Below are 20568 nucleotides of genomic sequence, written 5' to 3'. Positions count from 1 at the left end.
CACCCCTACTGCTCTAATATTTCTAAAAATATTTTATTTAAAATCTCCCAATCGTTATATTTATTTTCAATTATATCGGCTTTCTTTTCTATTTCCGCAAGTTCTTTTTCGATATAGTCGTTTATAACATCAATTCTTTTTCCTTTTCCGAGTTCGGAAGTTTGTTTTTTTATTTCAAGCAAGCGATTTATTTCCGGTTTCAATTCATCGTCAAGGCACTCATTCATCAATTCCGAAAATAACATAGGCGGTGCGGTTTTCTTATCCAAAATCCACTTACATGCAAGAATAGGTCTTATAACATAAAAATATTTTTTTAATTTCACTTCATCGGTTTTCAAATATTCTCTGTAATTCCCTTTTGCCATACTCAAATAGTGATACACACCTGTTTTTTCAAGAAAATACTGACTTACAATTCCCGAAATCTTTTCCCATTGCGGTGTTGTCTTGTATACTATCGGCGACATACTCCATTCAATCAAAGTCGGGTTGGACTTGTACAACAGCCTAAGCGCTTTTTGTATATCCCAGCCGTTTATGTCAAGAACATCATCAAGTCGCCACTCTATAACATCACGATTTTTATTCAATTTCAAATAATCCTCTTTATTGCGTACATATATAAATCTCACATCATAATCACTGTCCGGTGACGCAAATCCCCACGCACGACTTCCCGATTCAACACAATAAATTATCTTCACATTTTCTTTTTCTTCAATTTCCTTTAATTGTTCTTCTATCACATTTTGCATTTTGCTTGATATATCCATACTTTTCACCCCACTTAAACTTTTACTTGATTAAATTATATCACAACCTAAGTCCAATATATAGGATAATAAGTTGCGAAAACAAAAAAATGCCGAAAAAGTTCGGCATTTTTTACTTTTTTGAGGTCCTCATATATAAAACAAACGGTCAAAGGAAAACGTTGCATTTTTAAAAAATTTTTTGTAAAAAATTTTATATCCAGTTATCTTGCTGTATTCTTACCGATAAATTTCTTAAATACACTCTTGCAGATTTATAATTCGGATAATATTTACCGACCAAGTTCCAAAAATTCTTACCGTGATTTTTTTCTTTTATATGTGCGATTTCGTGCACGACAACGTAATCTATCACATCAATATCCGCCATAACAAGTTTCCAAGTGAAGTTGATACTGTTCTTTCCGCTGCACGAACCCCATCTTGTATTTGCGGACGTTATACCGAATTTGGTTGAATACAAGCCCATAATCTGCTCATATTTGTGCAGTCGTTCGGCTATTATTTCTTTTGCTTTTTGTTTATAAAACTTCTCTAAAACGGTATAAACGTATCTTTCGTCACTGCTCGGATGTACAAAAAATTTATCATCACACATACCCTCTTTACTTTCGGAAACAACAATTTCGTATTCTTTACCCAAGTACAAAATCTTACTTCCGTTGCCGAGTAACACACTTTTTCGACTGCGCATTAATTCAAGTTTTTCGTTTATCCACTTTTCTTTTTCACAGATAAACCGTTCAATATCCGCTTTGCGTACACGCTTGTTACAACGCACTTCCACTCTTGCGTCTTTAGTTATGTATATCGCAAGTGTTTTTCGATTTGTATATTTAATTTCATAATTCACCATTATAACTCACATCTTTTTCACATATTATTTACAGACAGTATAATACAAACTCAAAAATTTTGCAACAAAAAAGGTGTCATAGCGACACCTTCCTTTAATTAATCTTAATTTTCAATTTGTTTTGCGACAACGCTTTCACCGCAATAAATTTCACGAAGTTTCGGTTTCTCTATTTTACCCGTAGGATTTCTCGGAACGTCTGCAAAAATAAACTTATGCGGTCTTTTATATCTCGGTAATTCCTTGCAGAAATCTTCGATTTCTGCCTCCGTACAGACGTGGTCAGGCTTTAATTCAATAATTGCCGCCGCAATCTCGCCCAATCTCGTATCAGGCAAACCGATAACGGCTACGTCCTTAATTGCATCATGTTTTCTTAAAAAGTCCTCAATCTGTACCGGATACAAGTTTTCACCGCCCGAAATGATAACGTCTTTCGCTCTGTCAACAAGATAAATAAATCCGTCCTCGTCCTCTTTCGCAACATCACCTGTCAAAAGCCAACCGTCCTTTAACACTTCATCGGTAGCCTTTTTATCATTATAATAGCAACGCATTACGCCCGGACCTTTTACGCAAAGTTCGCCGACTTCGCCTTGCTTAACGGTATTGCCGTCTTTATCGACAATCTTAACTTCCCAACCGTAACCGGCTTTACCGATTGCACCGACTTTATGTATATTCTCAACACCAAGATGTACACAACCGGGTCCGATTGATTCGCTAAGACCGTAGTTTGTATCATACTGATGATTAGGAAAATACTTCTTCCATCTCTTGATAAGACTCGGCGGAACAGGTTGCGCACCTATGTGCATTAATCGCCATTGGTCAAGTTTGTATTTGTCAAGTTTTACTTCACCGCTTTCAATCGCATCAAGTATATCCTGTGCCCACGGCACTAAAAGCCATACTATTGTACATTCTTCTTCCGACACCGCCTGTAAAATCCATTCGGGCTTTATACCCTTTAGAAGTACGGCTTTACCGCCCGAAATAAGACTTCCGAACCAGTGCATTTTTGCACCCGTATGGTAAAGCGGAGGTATGCACAAGAATACATCATCATGAGTTTGTCCGTGATGTTTTTGTTCAACATTTGCGGAATGAACAAGGCTTCTGTGTGCGTGTAAAATCGCTTTCGGAAAACCTGTTGTTCCCGATGAAAAATATATTGCGGCATTATCGTCATCAGTTATTTCAACATCAGGCTTAATACTACGCATAAATTTAACAAGATAGTCATAGCTCTCCGCAAATGTAGGACATTCCGCACCCACATAAAACGTCTGCTTTACGCCCGGTATTCTGTCGCTTATTTCCTCAACTCTGCCGATAAATTCAGGACCGAATACAAGCACGTCAGCCTCTGCAAGTTCAAGACAATACTTAATCTCGTCAGCCGTATATCTGTAATTTAACGGCACTGCGATTGCTCCGGCTTTCAATATACCGAAGTATATCGGCAGCCATTCAAGACAGTTCATAAGAAGTATAGCAACCTTGTCGCCTTTTTTAATACCACGGCTTAGAAGCAAATTCGCAAATCGGTTTGACCTTTTGTCAAACTCTTTCCAAGTTATCTCGGTACGACCTGCCTCCATAGGGTTTGTTTCGATAAGAGAGTATTCTCTCCATGTAACCTTTGCGTGTTCCATAGCCTTTGGATTAATCTCCACAAGGCTTACCTCATCACCGTACATTTGTGCGTTTTTTTCAAGTAGTTCAGTAATTGGCATTTTTATAATATCTCCTTTTTAATCCTCGTCGGCTGTCTTTGCAAACACTCCGTCAAGGAATTTATCATCATATTTTTTTGTAAACATTGATACAACAGGCACTGCTGAAAGTGACACAGCCATTGCGGCAACACCCATTTCAGGTGCTTTCTTTGCGGCAAGCTTGAATGCTTCGTATACAGTATCACAGCTTGCGGTATTCATTGATGTAAGCACGATTGTTGTAACCGCAACAGTCAAAAATCCAAGAATCATACCTGCCCAGGCACCTGCTTTTGTTGTTTTCTTTGAATAAATACCCCATATGTAAGGACCGATAAAACAGCCCGATACTATGCCCCAACTGAATGACATAATATTTACTATAATCGTAATGTTGCCCGTTGCGAATATGTATGAAAGTGCAACGAACAAAAGACAGAGTGCTCTTGTTAAAATCATTTGATTTTTTCCGCTGTAATTCTTATTCACTGCCGGAATTAAGTCAACCGAAATAGCCGATGCAGATGACAAAACGATTGATGAAAGCGTTGACATTGACGCCGACAACAAAAGAATAAGTATTACCGCAAGAATGATTGTTGTTACGATATTAGGGTCACCGAGTGCTGTAAGCAATGTGTTCGGAATAACCGCGTCAACTCCGCCTTCAGGCAGTTGGTTATTCAAAACAAGTCTTGAAAGCGAGCCGACAAAGTATGCACCCGCACCGATTATAAGTGCAAATACTGTTGAAATAACAGTCGCTTTATGAATTGATTTAATATCTTTAACCGCATAATATTTGCTAACCATTTGAGGAAGTCCCCATGTACCGAAACTTGTAAGCAAAATATTTACGCATAGGAATTTCCAATTTGCTCCGCCGTACCAGCTTGTAAGCTGAGCGCCCGTTATCTTGTCACCGTTATCGGCAACAGACGCAAGATTTGAGAAGAAGTGTGAAAAACCGCCTACGTTCGGATTTTTAACAATAGCAACTACCATTGCAAATACTCCGACAATCATAATTATGCCTTGTACAAAGTCGGTGTATGCCGTTGCGACATATCCGCCGAGAACAAGATAAATCGCCGTCAAAACTGCTATAACAAGCATCCATGTATTAACCGATACCGTTGGGAAAATCGTTGTGAACATTGAGCCGAGTCCTTTATAAACCGCCGCACTGTACGGTACAAGGAATACGAATATAATAATCGCGGCAAAGACTTTCATCTTTGTTGAATTAAATCGCCCTTCAAAAAATTCAGGCATAGTTTTTGATTTTAAAGTATGTGTCATCGTTCGTGTGCGTTTTGCCAAAAGCATCCACGCAAGCAGACAGCCGAATATCGCATTACCTATGCCTATCCAAATACTGCCCAAACCGATGTTCCAGCCATGCTGTCCCGCATAGCCTACAAAAATAACTGCCGAAAAATATGACGTACCGTATGCAAAAGCACTTACCCATGCACCGATTTTTCTGCCGCCAAGCAGAAATCCGTCCATTGTTTTCGTCTTTCTTGCACTGAATATACCTATTGCAATCATTATTAATGCAAAGATTATAAGTGCAATAACTGTAACAGTTTGCGTTTGATGTAAATTTTGTTCCATTTTTCTCCGTCCTTCCGTTTTACATAAAAATTTTGTTCTGTTTTTTACAGACTACTGTTCTACAACGCTACAAGGAATATTTTACTACATTTTAGACAAAAAATAAAGTCCTTTCGGCAAATTTGTTAATTGTGTGCAAAAATCTTAATCATATTTTGTACATTAAAGCATATATCAAATTGTAGATAAAACAGTTATGGCTTTATCTGCAATCAAAAATGCCACATCTTTCGATGTGGCATTTATTTTGTTTTAATCTTTAATATGTCCGCAAACAGTACACATTTGAACCCACGAAATTGACCATGTATCCGGATTTTCATATTCAACCCACTCGTATGTACAATCGTATGTTCCTACCAATGTAAACGGATCATCGCAATTCGGATTACTGCAGCGGTATGCTACCTGGTGCTTGTCATTTCCGATGTATGGATACTCATAAGTTTTTTTGTACTCCGATCCGCAATCACAGGCAAATGCCGATACACTCGCCAACATCATTCCCGCTGCCAACATTCCTGAAACAATTTTCTTTAACATAGTAAACACACTCCTTTGTAAATTAAATAATTTAAGTATTTTTTGGATAACTTTACCTGTTATCTGTATATATAATAGCATATATTACTTAATTTGTAAATACTCATTTGTTAATTTTTACCTTTTATACAGTTTTTATTGGAATTATTTGTATATAATGTACAAAAAAGCAGATACAACACAGTATCTGCTTTTTTATTATTCTTCTTTCAAATATTTCGCAATCGTTTTAATAATAACAGTCGATTCAAGCGGTTTTGCAAGATGTTCATTCATACCTGCCTCAACAGCTCTGAGACGATCCTCCGAAAACGCATTTGCAGTCATTGCGATAATCGGTATTGTCTTTGCGTCCTCTCTGCTCATTGAGCGTATAATTCGTGTTGCAGCCAATCCGTCAACGCCCGGCATCATAACGTCCATCAATATAATGTCAATTTCTCCGACTTCAGATTTTTCAAAAATCTCTATTGCCTCTTGACCGTTTGACGCTTTTATTACCACCGCGCCGACTGATGAAAGCACAAATTCCGTAATCTCCATATTAAGGTCATTATCTTCCGCAACAAGCACGCGTACTCCCTCTATGGAAACATTATGTTCTTCCTCTGTCGGTTCTTCGATATGAACGCAATCATCAATCTTAAACGGAATTTTCAATCTGAAAGTAGTTCCGACATTTTTTTCACTTTCAAATTCAATATTGCCACCCATTGTTTCAACAAGGCTTTTCGCAATCGGCATACCAAGACCGGTACCGCCGAACGAACTTCTTGCACTGTTAAATTCCTGTGCGAACGGCTCAAAAATATGTTCCTGAAATTCCTTACTCATTCCGATACCTGTATCCTTACAAATAAATTCAATCAGCGCCACATTACCGATACAACTCACCTCTCGGCAATCAAGTATAATCTTGCCATTGTACCTGTTATACTTAACGGCATTGCTCAATATGTTCATAAGCATACGCTTTATATGTATAGGACTTCCGATCAAGTTCCAATGTTCAATCTGATAATCGCATTGAACAATTTCAAGCTGATGTTCTTTCGACTGTTTCTCGACCACATTAACAATGTCACCAAGCAACTTTTTTAAATTAAATTCACGTTCTTCAAGAAGAATTTCGCCGGATTCAAGTTTACCCATATCAAGTACTTCATTAATCAATTCAAGCAACAATCCGGACGCGTCCCATATCTTTTTACGACATTCCTCCTGTTTTTGCAAATCATCACTGTAATAATCCGCAAGCTCTATCATACCGCGTATACCGTTTATCGGCGTGCGAATATCGTGGCTCATTCGCTGTAAAAATTCCGTCTTTGCAGTGTTTGCCTGTTCTGCCTTTTTCGCTGATTCCATAAGCTTTTCCTTGTATTCCTTCTCACGTTTATTCTGTTCAACAAGGTACTTTCTTTCCGAACTCTGCTTGATAAGTTGGATAATAATAAGCAATGTTATATACATTGCAAGCGCATAGAGTATATTTCTCGGTACAATTTCAAAAACCGTACATTCCGGCAGATACACATATATATAGTAATCTCTGCTCTTATCCATACTGCCGTAATAGCCTTCAAACTTATTCTGTACTCTAACCAATTTGCCGATTTTACCGTTATTTCTCAGTTTTCTGACAACCTCGTTTTCTTTAACGTTTTTACCTACCATACTTTCATCGTTAGACGCCACTATTTTGTGTCCGTCTGTTATTGCGATTATTCCGTCACGATATGTATCATATCCCGAAAGTAAGCTTTGCACAGTAAGGTTATAATTTTTTGCATACTCAGCGTTAGTATGATGAAATCCAACTATCACACCTGTTTTATCAATTCTTCCCTGTGACGCTAAGTTGACATACGAACCGTCAGCAAAATCAATATGTGCCGTATAAGTCTTTTTCGGATATTTTGCAACGTCAAGCACTGCAGTTTTTTGTATATATTTTTTCAAGCTTTCGGAATTTAATCCGTCACTGCTGCACTCTTCTTCGACTTTGCCGTTTTCGTCCATTACTATAATACCTGTCAGACGTTGTTCAGACGCATATTTTTTCAACGCTTCCACATCAAGCTCCGAACCGCAAAACTCTATATCTCGATTTACCTGTTGCGTATTTACTATAACTCTCATAAGCGTTTTTGTTTCCGTTGCGTCATTGTATCTTGCATATATTGAGCATTGAGTTTTAACATAGCTTATAGTAGAATTGACTTGAGATTTAGCTGCTTTTTTGTCGACCTGTGCAGAACCGACAAATACAATTATCAAAAAAATAATTCCGAATATAATTTCTTTATACCAAAAACTTTTACCGCTGCGGACATTTTCAAACTTTTTATCATTCAAGGCTGTCCACCTCCAAATACTTATAGGCATTGGAAAGATATTTGCTTACGATAATCTCCATTGTGCCGTCTTTCTGCATTTCATCAAACTTTTCGGATAATTTTTCTTCAATTCCTCTATCGTCATTTATAGCAAATGCCGCACCGATTCCCGTAACAAATATGCTCTCGTCTAAAATTCTGTAATCCATATCATAATCCTGCATATATTGTCTTATCGCCGTTTCGTGTGCCGAAATCGCGTCAACATACCCTTTTCCCAAGTATGTGTATATCTGCTCCCTGTCCTCTAAACTGAACACCTCTTTTACTTCGGGAATTTTACTGTCGGTACGGTTTAGAAAAATTTCCTCAGGCTTTGTAGTGGATTGAACCGCAATAATTTTACCTTCAAGGTCACTCAAAGAATATATATTACTGCTTTTATTGACCGCCACCACTTGTCGGCTGACCATATACGGTTTTGTCCACTTATAATCGTTCTCACGTCCTTTGATTGAAAAACAGCCCCAAATACAATCTATATCGCCGTTTTCAACTAAATTCTTTTTATCTTCCCATTCAATATTTACAAATTCGACACGGTAGCCCAATCTTTTAAAAGCCTCGGTAGCAATATCAACATCAATACCTGTCGGATTTCCGTTCTCGTCCATATAATTGAAAGGAGGATAATTGTCGCTGCCTACCACAATTTTAGGTGCATTTTTGCCGATTTCTTTTTCTGTATCCTGCTTTTTATCGCAGCCGCATAACATACAACCTATAAGACAGACGATTATTAATGATATGATTGACCTTTTGCCCCCCATTTTTACCTCCCTTAATCGCATAGAATATCCAAATAGTTTTAGTTAATTAATATTATACCTGTTTTGACATAAAAAGTCAATATCTTCATTCTTCTGTAACCACTCCATCTACACCGTTTTCAATTAAATAGTCATTACATTCCCAAATACTCTTGTTTGCTCTTATACACGTCATAATTATATAATCCCGTTTAAATCTCGGATACAATGCACAAAGTCCTGCCAAACGTAATAGCAGTTGAGTTTCGTCTTCGGTAAACGATAATCCGAACGCAAGTTGCAAAAGTTTATCTCGTGACGGTTTCTTTATCTGCCCGATACGCAGTTTGTTTATGTAATTAGGCTCTAAATTACTTAAATCCGCAATCTGTGCCGTTGTTATGCGTTTTTCATTTATCATTTTCACAATAAAATCCGTTAATGTGTAATCAACAAAATACGGCTTGGTATCTTCGTCAAATTCAAAAAGTTCACTTTCACCGTTTGACATTTTCCTCGTATCCACCGATACCCGCTCGCCTAATTTTGTTGTCCTAAACCCCATTTTTCTCGCTCCTTTCGCTGTTTATTTTCATTATATATTAGTTAAATTTTGCTGTCAAGAATAACGCACTTTATAAAAATTTTAAAAATTCTTTAGATTTATATGCTATCAGATTTTACATTTGTATGATAAAATCATCTTATAAAACAAATGAATTTTAGAAAGAAGTGTGATTTTATGATACAGACAGTTGATTTTCTGATTTTGGACTTAATTCAAAATAAATTACGTTGTAAATTCTTAGATTCGTTAATGATAAAATGCTCATCACTCGGTGACGGAGGTATAATCTGGATAGCAATATCATTTCTATTAATCTGTTATAAAAAATACCGACAAGCAGGTGTTCTCATACTTGTCGGTCTTATTATGGGCGTGTTAATCGGCAACTGTTTACTTAAAAACATTATCTGCCGTCCTCGTCCTTGTTGGATAAACCGTGCGGTATCGCTTTTAATTCCGATACCGTACGACTATTCATTTCCGTCTTGCCATACTATGTCATCATTCATTGCCGCAGCCGTTTTGTTGCACACTGATATAATGTTTGCGTATCCCGCATTTTTGTTGGCAAGTGTCATTGCGTTTTCAAGATTATATCTATACATTCACTATCCGTCCGATATTATCGGCGGAATTGCGTTAGGTACAATTATCGCACACTTCGTATGCTCATTATAGCACGATTTCAAACAATTTCACACCGTGCGGCGGAACAGTTGAAATGATTGTATTATCGTTTAGTTCTGCCTTTTTATTTTCCCATACTTCGGTTATTTTTACATTCTCGTTCGGCATAATACCCACGAACGCCAAATCGGTTTTTGCGGTAATTTCTTCTTCACCGATATTGAATTGAGCAACGTAATATTTACCGTCTTTTCCGTTTGCCGCCCAAACGATTTCATTGCCTTTTCTGTAAACCTCTCTGCCGGCATAACCGTTTTGGTCGATTTCGATAATCGTTTTGTTTGTAATAAGTGACAGCGTAAATTCATCGTTATACACCATATCGCCGCCAAACATCAACGGTGAACGGAACATACTCCAAAGAGTCATCATCATTCGTTGTTCGTCACGCGTGAAATTAGTCATTCTGTCACCGCCATGCGAACGAATACCTATTCTGCCGAGCGGCAGCATATCGCAGTCGGGATAACCGCCGTCACACACATACGGAAACCAATTACGGCAATAGTCAAACATCTTTTTAAGCTGTTCCCAACCGTCCCAAAAATCATCGGTCATTCGCCACATATGTGCATATTCATTAAGGTGTTTCGCCTCTTTAAGCGGTGCTTCACCGGGTGAAAGCGATAAAATTATATCACGGCCGCTTGCCTGTATCGCATTTTGTACACCCTCAATTTCCGACTTGTGATACGGTCTTGCAATATCGTCTACCTTTATAAAATCAACACCCCATTCGGCGTACATTTTGATTATCGAATTATAATATTCCTGTGCACCGTCACGGCTCATATCAACACCGCACATATCGCTGTTCCAATCACATACACTTCCGAAATCGGCTATTTCCGCCGCCGTATGAGTTGTACCCAAAATCTTTGTGTTCTGTCTTACCGCCTGTTTCGGAATACCTCTTAAAATATGTATACCGAATTTCAATCCAAGACTGTGTATATAATCGGCAAGCGGTTTAAAGCCCTTTCCGCCCTCTGCCGATGGAAAACGATTTACCGCAGGCATAAGACGTGAATACTCATCCATTATAAGCGATGCGTCTTTGTTGTAATCCGCACTTTTTGCGTTCGGCTCAAACCACTGTATGTCAACAACCACATACTCCCAACCGAACTCCTTTAAATTTTTCGCCATATACTCCGCATTACGTATTACTTCCTCCTCCGTAACGCTCGCACCGTAACAATCCCAACTGTTCCACCCCATAGGCGGCTTTGTCAATTTTGCTTTCATAATACCATAATCCTTTCCGAATAAATAATTAATTTAATTATACCATTTATTTAAAGTAAATCAAGAATTGTTTCACAAAAAAATTCCTATGATGTTAAACATCATAGGAAACTTTCTTATACTTCCGTCTGAATATCAAATAAATTGCATAAATGTAATACCATATTTATGTATGTTTCTTTTGCCTTTGCAAGATTATTTTCTTGAAGATATTTATATCCAACAATAATATATTGATCCCACAAATTCTGATAAAATTCAAGCGATTTTTCCATACCGTCAATAATTCTTACTATGCCGGGTGCTATTCGATAATATTCTCGTATAAGCTTTCTGCCGTCAGGTTCATAAACAAGGTGATTATCTCTGTATGCCTTAAAAGCTAACAATTCTTCACAATCATCAGGCTTATTCAAAGCCGTACAAGTAGCCGTGGTTATAAAGCAACCGCCGCTGTATGATGAATTGCTTGTTGTGGAATATGAAGAATAATCTTTTTGAGCATCGAATTTTTCCTTTTCCTCTCTCTCGGCAATTTTACCTTTAAGTTTTTCATAATCGACCATGCCTTTATTATAATCCATATCCGCCGCTTTTTTCAAATACTTCAATGCCGAATTTTCGAGTATTCTTCAAGTTTTGTGTAAATACAAAATAGTGCAGAAAAATTTATTTAAGTGGACGGAATTAAATTCCGTCCGCTTTTACATTATCAGAAAAATCAGCACTTGTCAATAGCTGATTCTATCAGCGAAGAATATCTCCAACTGAGAATGAATCTCGCCCCAATCACGACGTCGACCTGTCCATTTTTTCGTGATGTCCATCATTGCAAGGTACAGCATCTTAAACAAGCTATCATCTGTAGGAAAAACCCCCTTGTTTTTAGTCACTTTTCTAAGTTGACGATTGAATCCTTCTATCGTATTGGTTGTGTAGATAAGTGTACGCACTGCTTGGGGATACTTGAAATATGTGGATAAATGAACCCATTTATCTCGCCAGTTATCAGCGATTTTTGGGTATTTTCCTCCCCATATTTCATCAAATCGGTCTAATTCTTGTAATGCGGTATCCTCATCTATCGCTGCATAAACACGCTTTAAATCTGCCATAAGTGCTTTAATATCTTTGTATGACACATATTTTGTTGTATTACGGATTTGATGGATTATGCATTGCTGTATTTCTGTTTGCGGAAAGACTGCTTCAATCGCATTGGTAAATCCGCTTAGTCCGTCAATACAAGCAATTAAAATATCATTTACTCCTCGATTTTTTAATCCGTTTAAGACAGAAAGCCAGAATTTTGCACTCTCGTTTTCACCAACCCACATGCCAAGAACATCTTTTCTGCCATCTAAATTTATACCTATTGCTATGTATACAGCCTTTTTTACTATACGTCCTTCGTATCGCACATGATAATGTATTGCATCCATAAATACAACTGCATATACTTCTTCCAAAGGACGTGATTGCCATTCCTTAGCTATTGGCAAAATTTTATCTGTAACACGGCTTATGGTACTGTCAGACACATCAAGTCCATATATTTCTTCAATGTGTGCTGCTATATCATTTTCTGTCATTCCTTTGGCGTACATTGATATGATTTTTTCTTCAATATCTCCCGACAATGTTGTTTGATGTTTTTGAATAAGCTTAGGTTCAAAATCACCATTGCGGTCTCGTGGAATATCTATATCCATGTCTCCAAAACTGGTTTTCATGGTCTTTTTACTGTAACCATTGCGACTGTTATTGGTTTCTTTGTTGCGATAATCGTACTTGGAATAGCCTAATTCTTCGTCAAGCTCTGCTTCAAGACCGCCCTCTAAGGCAGCCGCAACAAAAGATTTGAACAAATCTTGAATATCGTCCATATCTTTGATGTTCAATTCTTTCATAAGTGCTTTTGTGCGTTCTTTTCGTGCAATTTCTTCCGGTGTTCTTTTTCTTCGTGGCATAATTAAAAACCTCCATTTAGTGTATTTCTATTCTACACCATAATGAAGGTTTACACAATACTTGAAATTGACTCGAATTTCGTTTTGAGCAGTACCCTTGCCGTCTCTGTACATACACCCCACTATATACATAGCTTTACCTTTACCTGTACAGGTTTTGTAAGTATCAAGTGCCATTTTGTAATTACCTATTTCATAATAGATTGTACCAAGTTCAAAATATACATCTTCTTCGGTATAACCCATATCAATTATTTTTTCGTACATATTTATAAGTTCAGGACCGAATGTTTTTTTCTCGTCCTTCTTCATTTTATTAAATTCGGAATATTGTCTATGCGTAACCGCCTTTATTGCCTTAGGATACCCCAAAGCCGCACTCATATTAAGGAAGATTTTCGATTCAGACTCATATTTATCTTTCTGACTGATTATATAACAAGCCTGTCCGTTCATTTGCATTGCAAGAGTGTACATATCATCGTCTGACAAATCATATGTTGAGAAAAGTATTTCACCCGCCACTTGACTGCCCATTCCGACGGCTGTCATCAAATACTGTTTTTTATCTTTTTCCGATGTAGTTCCGTAACTCATCGCCAAATATTCGTTAGCCGTCTGCAATTCATCAATGCACAATGCAGCTTTATACATTTCATCCTCGGAAAGTTTCAATTCATCCTTTAATTCCAATTTAATCTTATTCAGTCGTTTATTTGTTCTGCCGTCCGACTTTAATTGCATCAGAATTTTTTTGGAAAGTTCTGTACTGTTAATCATTTCTTTTTTCATAAAGAACAATGGGAATATGTAACTGTATGACGAATTTATCGCCTTTGATTTTTCTTGATATTCTTTTGCAACATCAATATGTTTTTCAGATATGGCAAGCATAAACAATTCCGCATATATTTCGTCTAAATCAAAATGTGTGTGTGTAAAATTCGCCCGGCTTATGCTTATTGTTTCCTCATACTCTAAGAAATCACCGCTTATCTCATTTACAACACTGTTGATTTGTTTAAGCAATTCTTCATATCTCTTTTGTTCTGCACCAATCTCGCTTTTAATATTCTGCAACACATCTTCACTGTCAGTCGTACCTTTAAAAATCATATCGGTATTAATTTTACCAATCAAATCCTTATTGTATTTGATTTTTTCCGTCAACTTAAAAATCGTACTTGCAGTTACATATTTAAAATATTCCGAAACGTGAATATTATCAACGGCATAATCGTATTTATCGTACGAATTTGCATCTGCTTTTATAACCGTCTTATCTTTCAACCCGTCATCATTAATAAGATTTTCGTCAACGGCATAAATATCAACAAGCATATCCAAATACGATAATCTTTCATTGTTAATATCTTTATTGACAGGATATATTATATACGCAATATTTTTACTTCTCAATTTTGTACCGACGCAGTACATATCGATTATCTTTTCTTCCGCAATATTTGCACCTTTAAGACTTTGATTTGCGCTGACAATATTATCGATAGAAAACTCAAATTTATTGCCGTTAATATTTATGGCATATGCCTCGTCAGTTTCACTTCCGTATAAAATTATAGGCACATTTCCGTTGTAATAAGGACCGTTCAGCTTATCGGTAATCTTACTCAATTCATCTTTATAGATTTTTTTATCACTGCATTTTATACCTATAATATTTTTATATTTAAGTTTTGGGAACTTCAATAACAGTTCCATACACTTCAAAAGATTTTTTACATTGTCGATGATTTTATAATTTTCTTTACTCGGCATTTTTGTCAATGCGGCATAATACTCTCCGTTTATTTTTCCGTATATGTCGTCATATATCTTTTCTGCCTTATGGTTTTCATCTTCTGAATCTTTTGTATCTATCATCATCTTTGATAATGTATCTAAGACTCTTTCTGATTCTATCTCGTTCATTTTATTCATTCCTCAACTTATTTAGATTTCATACGATATAATATTGACTTTATTTCGCGTTCTACTTTTTTTACTTCGCTTACAGACTTTTTGAATTTTTGCATCTTCATATAAGAGTCCGAAAGAATTGTCATAACAGAAGTTATATTATGTGCCTGTTCTTTGGCAACATCTTTACAATCGGCTATGATTTTCTCATGCTTTGACATATCTTCGTCATATGTAGTTTTAATATTTTTGAATATAGCATTTAGTTGAGCCGTTGTATTTTCTTTATTGTTTGTGTAACCGTTTGCAAATTCCAAAAATGCTTTCAGTCCTTTATTGTTTATATTGAAATATTCTTTTTCCTCAAAACTCGAATATGCGATTATATCAAAATATTCAATTCCTCTGTCGTCCAAAGTTTCCTTTGCCTTTTCCAATATCTGTTTCAAATCGTTTTCAGTACGTTTGTCAGCCTTGTTGAACACGAATAATATAGGCGTGTTTATACCTATTTTACCAAAGAATTTTATATCATCTTCTTTTATTGTTCCGCCCTCGCTGTCAACAAGCCAAATCAAAAAATCCGCAACAGAAATTTGCTCCATAGTCTTTTTTTCGTCGGTAAGTTTCTCCTGCTTTTTATCCATATCTGCCTTGTTATATCCGGGAGTATCAAGTATCGCAATATTCGGATACTCAAACTCAGGAACGGTAATAACCATATTTTTGATTATACTCGCAAATCCAATATTGTAATTTTCATAAAACTTGTGCGTAATAGCTTGCATAGCGTCTTTATCTAATGCTGTAACATAATTTTCATATGTACAAGCCTCGATTTCTCTGTTGTCGCCATGCAATACAAAAGTAGGAATTGACGTCGTCGGATTTTGTGCGTCAGGCAATATATCTTCTTTCAAGATATTATCAATAAACTTTGATTTTCCGGCACTGAATTGTCCTCCGACACCGATAACGGTTTTCTCAATCAATTTTGTCAGTGCACTTTGTTCTTTGATTTTACTGCATATCTTTTGAAATTCGATATAATCGGCAGTTTCTGTGGTGCTGTCCTGATAAGCAATATGTTCAAGCAACTTTTCGTTCACAATATGATCAAACTTCTTCATACTTCTTTTTTCATTAACTTTTTTTATCGGCATTAACCTTGATATAAGCTCAATACCCTTATCTTTTTCCATAAGATAAGGGTTCTCATCATCCATAACAGGTTTTTCGGGTGGCTTGTCAAAATCAAAGAAATCCTCAAAATTCCCTTCACTGCTCATTTGTTTATCTCCTTTATTCAGAAATTGTCTGTTTACATTCCGCAATTACAGATATACATTCTTTATACAGAACGATATATTTATCTTTATTTTCGATTTGTTCAGACAACATTTTATTTTGCTTTTCTAATTTTGATAATATATTATCGATAAAGCCTGACGCATTTGCGTCCAACTGATTAGCCAATCTTGTAGTCATTAAATCAATCTGACTTATAATTTCGTTCTTCAAATCGTTTATAACATCTGCCTGTGCTCTGTTCAGTTTCGGAACGTTTTCGTCTTTTACCACGTCATTTTCTGCTATACCTGTCATTTTACCGTCAAGACTTTCTCTGAACTTTTTAGGGTCAATAGAAATATCTTCAAGCTGTAAGCTTTTTAATGCGATTGTGACCGGTCCTAAAATTTCTTCTTTATCAAATTTGTCATCCGAAATATCAAATATATTTATAATAATCTGCTTAATTCTTTCTTCGATACTTTTTATGTTGATACTGAATTTAATACGTTCATTAATTAATTTTTCACATTGCAGTCTGTATTTGTCCAAGTTTCTTATTACACTTGTCACTGTTGATTCCGTATGATGAATAGTTTCATCCCAATGATAAGTCTTTTTCCAAAAAAGATGACCGGTTGTATCTGAACGATGTTTTATTTCTGTTTTCTGTTCGACGCTTAACTCGTCATAGTTACGCATTTCGTATTCTATATCACTCTTTAAATCTTTCATACTGATTTTTGTATCGGCAGCCGCCTCTGCAAAAACATTCTTAACCTTTCCTCGAATAGAATTCATTTGTTGATTTATAAATTCAAGTTCTTCTTTCAGGCTCTGACGGTCTTCGCTTTCAAGCTTTCTCTGATTACTGTATAATTGAGCGTTTATGTCTTCCAAAAGGTTAGCAAATTTATTTTTTTGACTATGTATAAAATTCTCGGTATTTTGCTGAATAATAACGTCTTTCTTTTCTTTTGTTTCCTTAAATGTCTTATTTCTGACTTTATCAATGCTTGAAAATGCTTTTATAAAATCAGCATTGTCATATTGGAAATCACTGAAACGTTTTTTGTATTGTGCGATTATATTAGCCTCTGCATCATCAAGACTTTCATTTGCCTTCATTTTTTTCGCTATGTTATACATCATAGCCGATACAAACATCGGTTCTTTTTGAGCCAACTCTCTGAGCAACTCGGAATTTTTAGAATTGGCTATAGATTTTTCAAAATTGGTTTTCGCCTGCTTTTTATAATTTTCAAGGCTGTAATAATATGCCTGTTTGAATGTTGCGTTCTTAGCATTAAAGTCCAAAATACCAGAATCCACTTTACTTCCTATAACTACAACTTCATTTATACCTTCGTCCGGAATACTTCTGTTTATAAGCTCCATATCGTCTTTTGTTATAAATTGACCTGTGTAGCTGAGCAAATACACAACGTCACATTTTCCCAAAAAGTCCTGAGTTATAGTACCTCTTGAAATAATCGGGTCATTAAGTCCCGGAGTATCTACGATTTCAATATCTTTAAGTGCCTCATTCTCAAGAGAAATTTCTGTGTATTTTACAAGCGGCGTCATTTTACCGTCTGCTCCGACATATTCATTAAGAATATTAAAATATTCGTTCTTGTTTCCCGAAAGATTTACTGTTTCGGTTGTACCCAAATATTGTTGTATATCCAAAACTCTTTGCGCCATATTTACCAATTCTTTACTTCCGGCATAATTTTTATTGAACGAAGATTTATTCGCCTTTTCAAATTCTTCTTTTGTTTTCATTTTCGGCATAGGCTTTTTAGACTTTTCTTCAGTTAATATACCGCCTAATATGCCACCGCCACCGGCATTTCTCTTCTTATCTTTCTTATATGTTTCAACATATTTGTCATACGCCTTTTGGACTTCTTCGTCATACGACTTAGCCATTCTGCATATACCGTCCCAGTCGTCTTTGGTATAGTAATGTATTTTAGAAATAGGATTTTCACTGTAATTAATTTTTGTAAGTGCGGCTGTCATAGGTGTAGCGGCTTTCGGCAATACCTGATCACCGTCAAATATAAGTGAATTTAAGAATGACGATTTACCCGCCTTAACTTCACCTACAATACCGATTCTTAACATTCTTCCTTCTTTTAGCTTTTCTTCAATACTTTCTTTGTACTGTTTTATGTAAGTCTCAAAATTAGAAAGATATTCGCTGTTAATTACTTCTTTATACTTTTGTATTTGTTCATTAACTTTGCTTACTTTTTCTTCAAAGCCTTTGTAATCCATTATGTATGTCCTCCTATGCTATATACTTTCTTCTTATATCTTCGACTGTCTTTATGTCATTTGCAATCTCTTGCATTTCATTGTCATAAGTATTTTGCTTTTCATTTCTGTCTTGAACAAGTTTTTCAAGTGCCTCTGTTTCAACATCCAACAATTCTTTGACATTGTTTTCAATTTGTATCATCATTTCATTTTGAATATTACCAAGTTCTTTTCGGATTTCAGGCTCTAACTTGCTCATAATTTGCGGTATAGCCTCACTTTGAATTTTATTTCTGATTTGCTCCAACTTCTTTTCTTCCGAATTGCCGAATGCACTGAATATCTTAAATATATCCGGCAAGAATACAACTGCAAGCTCCAATATCGGTGATACAAAATTAGTAACTATAGCAAGCACAGACGCTATGCTCTTAAATACCGTACCGAATTTATCTTTATCCATACCTTCCATATTTTCTTTTATATTGTTCAATGAGTCGTTGACAACGTTTATATTATCAAAATCGATTGTGTTGCCCATCATCGAATTTATATCCAATTCATCGATAAATTCACTGTAATTTTGTTCAACCGCACCCTGAATACTTGTCATCAAAATAGGTCTGATTATCGAATTAACTTTACTGTTAAACACATCTCCGCCGCTTTGTGCCGCAACTGCAAGGTCATTAAGATTGCTGTTCAACGCATTCTGCACATTTTGATATATTTCCATACGGCTGTTGTCCATTTTATTGTTCAATCTTCCGGTTTCAGTCTGCAATTTGTGTTCAAGTTTTTCTTTTGCCTGTTTCTTTGCATTTATAGCCTTTTCTATTTCATCATTGTCAAGTTGCAAACCCGATTTTTTTATTTTCAAAGCCGACAAGCACTTGTCAATCATTGACACAACGTCAACTGCCACTGTTTGATTGAATATACTTTGAGTATCAAAGTTATTTATTACCTCAACCATTTCCGCCGTTGTTTCTTCTGGATTCATCTTCGATACTTTTGCGATATTAACTTCGTTGAAGAATAAATTTTGAACGGTTTCCTGAATTTTATCGGCAATTTCGGAAATTTCGCTTTCTGTTCTCTTATCGCACTTAGAAATAGCAATCGCCAAATTATTGTCGTAATTTTTGATTTCCGATATAAAGTCAGATATACTGCCCTTTATTTCGCCGTCATCGGAATCTATAACCAATACATACGCATTACCTTTACCGGCATATCTTAAAATAGCTTTGTTATGACGTTCTATTCCCGAATTAAATCCCGGCATATCAACAAAAACAAAATCTTTAAACATCTTAAGTTTTTCATTATTTATGTGGCATACAACATAATCATACTTATCAGGGTCGTATTGTTCTATTTCGTTTAAATTTATCTTCGTGCAAACATTGTCTTTAAAAAGTTCCGCATACTCTCTGTCACTGTACTTCAATTCCGTTGCAATAGCGGTTTGCGGCAACTGTCCCTCGACCAACAAATCTCTGCCTAAAATCGTATTTATCAACGCACTCTTTCCTGCACTGAATCCTCCGACAAACATTAGCTTTACATTAAAATCACTGATATTTTGTCTGCATGTTTGAATGTCATTTTCGATTGTCGCAATAGAATATTTATTAGACATATTGTCCAATACCTGTATATCCTCATTGAATTTTTCTTTGTTTAACATTAGTACCACTCCTTTTGTTTTTTATAAATATTATATATTATCAATATGGTCAAAAACTGTCCTTGCTCAGCAAGCAAGGCTTATTTTACTGCATACAGCGTTTTTCGTCATAAACAGTTAATATTTTATGTATTTTAATTGTGTTTTTTGTTTTAAATTAGTAAAAATAATAACTATAGTTTATTATACAAAAAGATACCTGTTTTGTCAACCAAACTCAACCATTTTAAAAATGAAACTATTTTGATATTTATTGCTCT

Annotated in this window: 16 protein-coding genes; 1 reads left to right on the top strand and 15 read right to left on the bottom strand. The window is 35.9% G+C overall.

Annotated features, from left to right (window positions below):
- Positions 1–5: 5 nt before the first annotated feature.
- The 8 genes from ACSAMO_RS10365 to ACSAMO_RS10330 all read right to left on the bottom strand — a co-directional run bounded on the left by ACSAMO_RS10365 (position 6) and on the right by ACSAMO_RS10330 (position 9229).
- The gene (locus ACSAMO_RS10365; protein WP_499209271.1) at positions 6–776 is read right to left on the bottom strand and encodes a nucleotidyltransferase domain-containing protein; all 771 of its coding nucleotides are present in this window, start codon (positions 774–776) and stop codon (positions 6–8) included.
- A gap of 193 nt (positions 777–969) precedes the next feature.
- Complete coding sequence (locus ACSAMO_RS10360) at positions 970–1632, bottom strand: M48 family metallopeptidase (protein WP_337600093.1); 663 nt, start codon at positions 1630–1632, stop codon at positions 970–972.
- Between the two features lie 104 nt (positions 1633–1736).
- The gene (locus ACSAMO_RS10355; protein ID WP_147514247.1) at positions 1737–3371 is read right to left on the bottom strand and encodes a class I adenylate-forming enzyme family protein; all 1635 of its coding nucleotides are present in this window, start codon (positions 3369–3371) and stop codon (positions 1737–1739) included.
- Between the two features lie 18 nt (positions 3372–3389).
- Positions 3390–4973: a sodium:solute symporter family protein gene (locus tag ACSAMO_RS10350; protein WP_499209270.1), complete on the bottom strand. Its 1584-nt coding sequence runs from the start codon at positions 4971–4973 to the stop codon at positions 3390–3392.
- Between the two features lie 252 nt (positions 4974–5225).
- Positions 5226–5516 (bottom strand): hypothetical protein, encoded by a 291-nt coding sequence (locus ACSAMO_RS10345; protein WP_022229774.1) that lies wholly within the window; start codon positions 5514–5516, stop codon positions 5226–5228.
- A 198-nt stretch (positions 5517–5714) separates the two neighbouring features.
- The gene (locus ACSAMO_RS10340; RefSeq protein WP_022229773.1) at positions 5715–7874 is read right to left on the bottom strand and encodes an ATP-binding protein; all 2160 of its coding nucleotides are present in this window, start codon (positions 7872–7874) and stop codon (positions 5715–5717) included.
- Positions 7867–8685: a substrate-binding periplasmic protein gene (locus ACSAMO_RS10335; RefSeq protein WP_022229772.1), complete on the bottom strand. Its 819-nt coding sequence runs from the start codon at positions 8683–8685 to the stop codon at positions 7867–7869. Before ACSAMO_RS10335 ends, ACSAMO_RS10340 begins: the two co-directional genes overlap by 8 nt.
- A gap of 85 nt (positions 8686–8770) precedes the next feature.
- Complete coding sequence (locus tag ACSAMO_RS10330; RefSeq protein WP_022229771.1) at positions 8771–9229, bottom strand: hypothetical protein; 459 nt, start codon at positions 9227–9229, stop codon at positions 8771–8773.
- 177 nt (positions 9230–9406) lie between these two features.
- Between ACSAMO_RS10330 and ACSAMO_RS10325 the strand changes: the two genes are divergently transcribed.
- Positions 9407–9910 (top strand): phosphatase PAP2 family protein, encoded by a 504-nt coding sequence (locus tag ACSAMO_RS10325; protein ID WP_022229770.1) that lies wholly within the window; start codon positions 9407–9409, stop codon positions 9908–9910.
- On the opposite strand, the gene ACSAMO_RS10320 is transcribed toward ACSAMO_RS10325, so the two are convergent.
- The 7 genes from ACSAMO_RS10320 to ACSAMO_RS10290 all read right to left on the bottom strand — a co-directional run bounded on the left by ACSAMO_RS10320 (position 9905) and on the right by ACSAMO_RS10290 (position 20308).
- Positions 9905–11167 (bottom strand): glycoside hydrolase family 27 protein, encoded by a 1263-nt coding sequence (locus ACSAMO_RS10320; RefSeq protein ID WP_499209269.1) that lies wholly within the window; start codon positions 11165–11167, stop codon positions 9905–9907. The two genes, ACSAMO_RS10325 and ACSAMO_RS10320, sit on opposite strands and share 6 nt — an antisense overlap.
- 116 nt (positions 11168–11283) lie before the next feature.
- A complete protein-coding gene (locus tag ACSAMO_RS10315) occupies positions 11284–11751 on the bottom strand; it encodes a CFI-box-CTERM domain-containing protein (RefSeq protein WP_499209268.1) in 468 nt (155 codons plus the stop codon).
- Positions 11752–11898: 147 nt separating this feature from the next.
- The gene (locus ACSAMO_RS10310; protein ID WP_499209267.1) at positions 11899–13137 is read right to left on the bottom strand and encodes an IS256 family transposase; all 1239 of its coding nucleotides are present in this window, start codon (positions 13135–13137) and stop codon (positions 11899–11901) included.
- A 27-nt stretch (positions 13138–13164) separates the two neighbouring features.
- A complete protein-coding gene (locus ACSAMO_RS10305) occupies positions 13165–15069 on the bottom strand; it encodes a hypothetical protein (RefSeq protein WP_499209266.1) in 1905 nt (634 codons plus the stop codon).
- 17 nt (positions 15070–15086) lie between these two features.
- Positions 15087–16346: a dynamin family protein gene (locus tag ACSAMO_RS10300; protein ID WP_499209265.1), complete on the bottom strand. Its 1260-nt coding sequence runs from the start codon at positions 16344–16346 to the stop codon at positions 15087–15089.
- A 13-nt stretch (positions 16347–16359) separates the two neighbouring features.
- Positions 16360–18633 carry a dynamin family protein gene (locus ACSAMO_RS10295; RefSeq protein ID WP_499209264.1) on the bottom strand — a complete coding sequence of 758 codons (2274 nt, stop codon included), beginning with the start codon at positions 18631–18633 and terminating at the stop codon, positions 16360–16362.
- A gap of 13 nt (positions 18634–18646) precedes the next feature.
- Positions 18647–20308, bottom strand: a complete 1662-nt coding sequence (locus ACSAMO_RS10290) for a dynamin family protein (protein ID WP_499209263.1) — start codon at positions 20306–20308, stop codon at positions 18647–18649.
- Between the last annotated feature and the right edge of the window lie 260 nt (positions 20309–20568).

The sequence above is a fragment of the Ructibacterium sp. SJQ-7 genome, assembly GCF_054696575.1.
The sequence above is the reverse complement of the archived record's forward strand: the minus strand, read 5'-3'. Positions and strand labels throughout refer to the sequence as shown.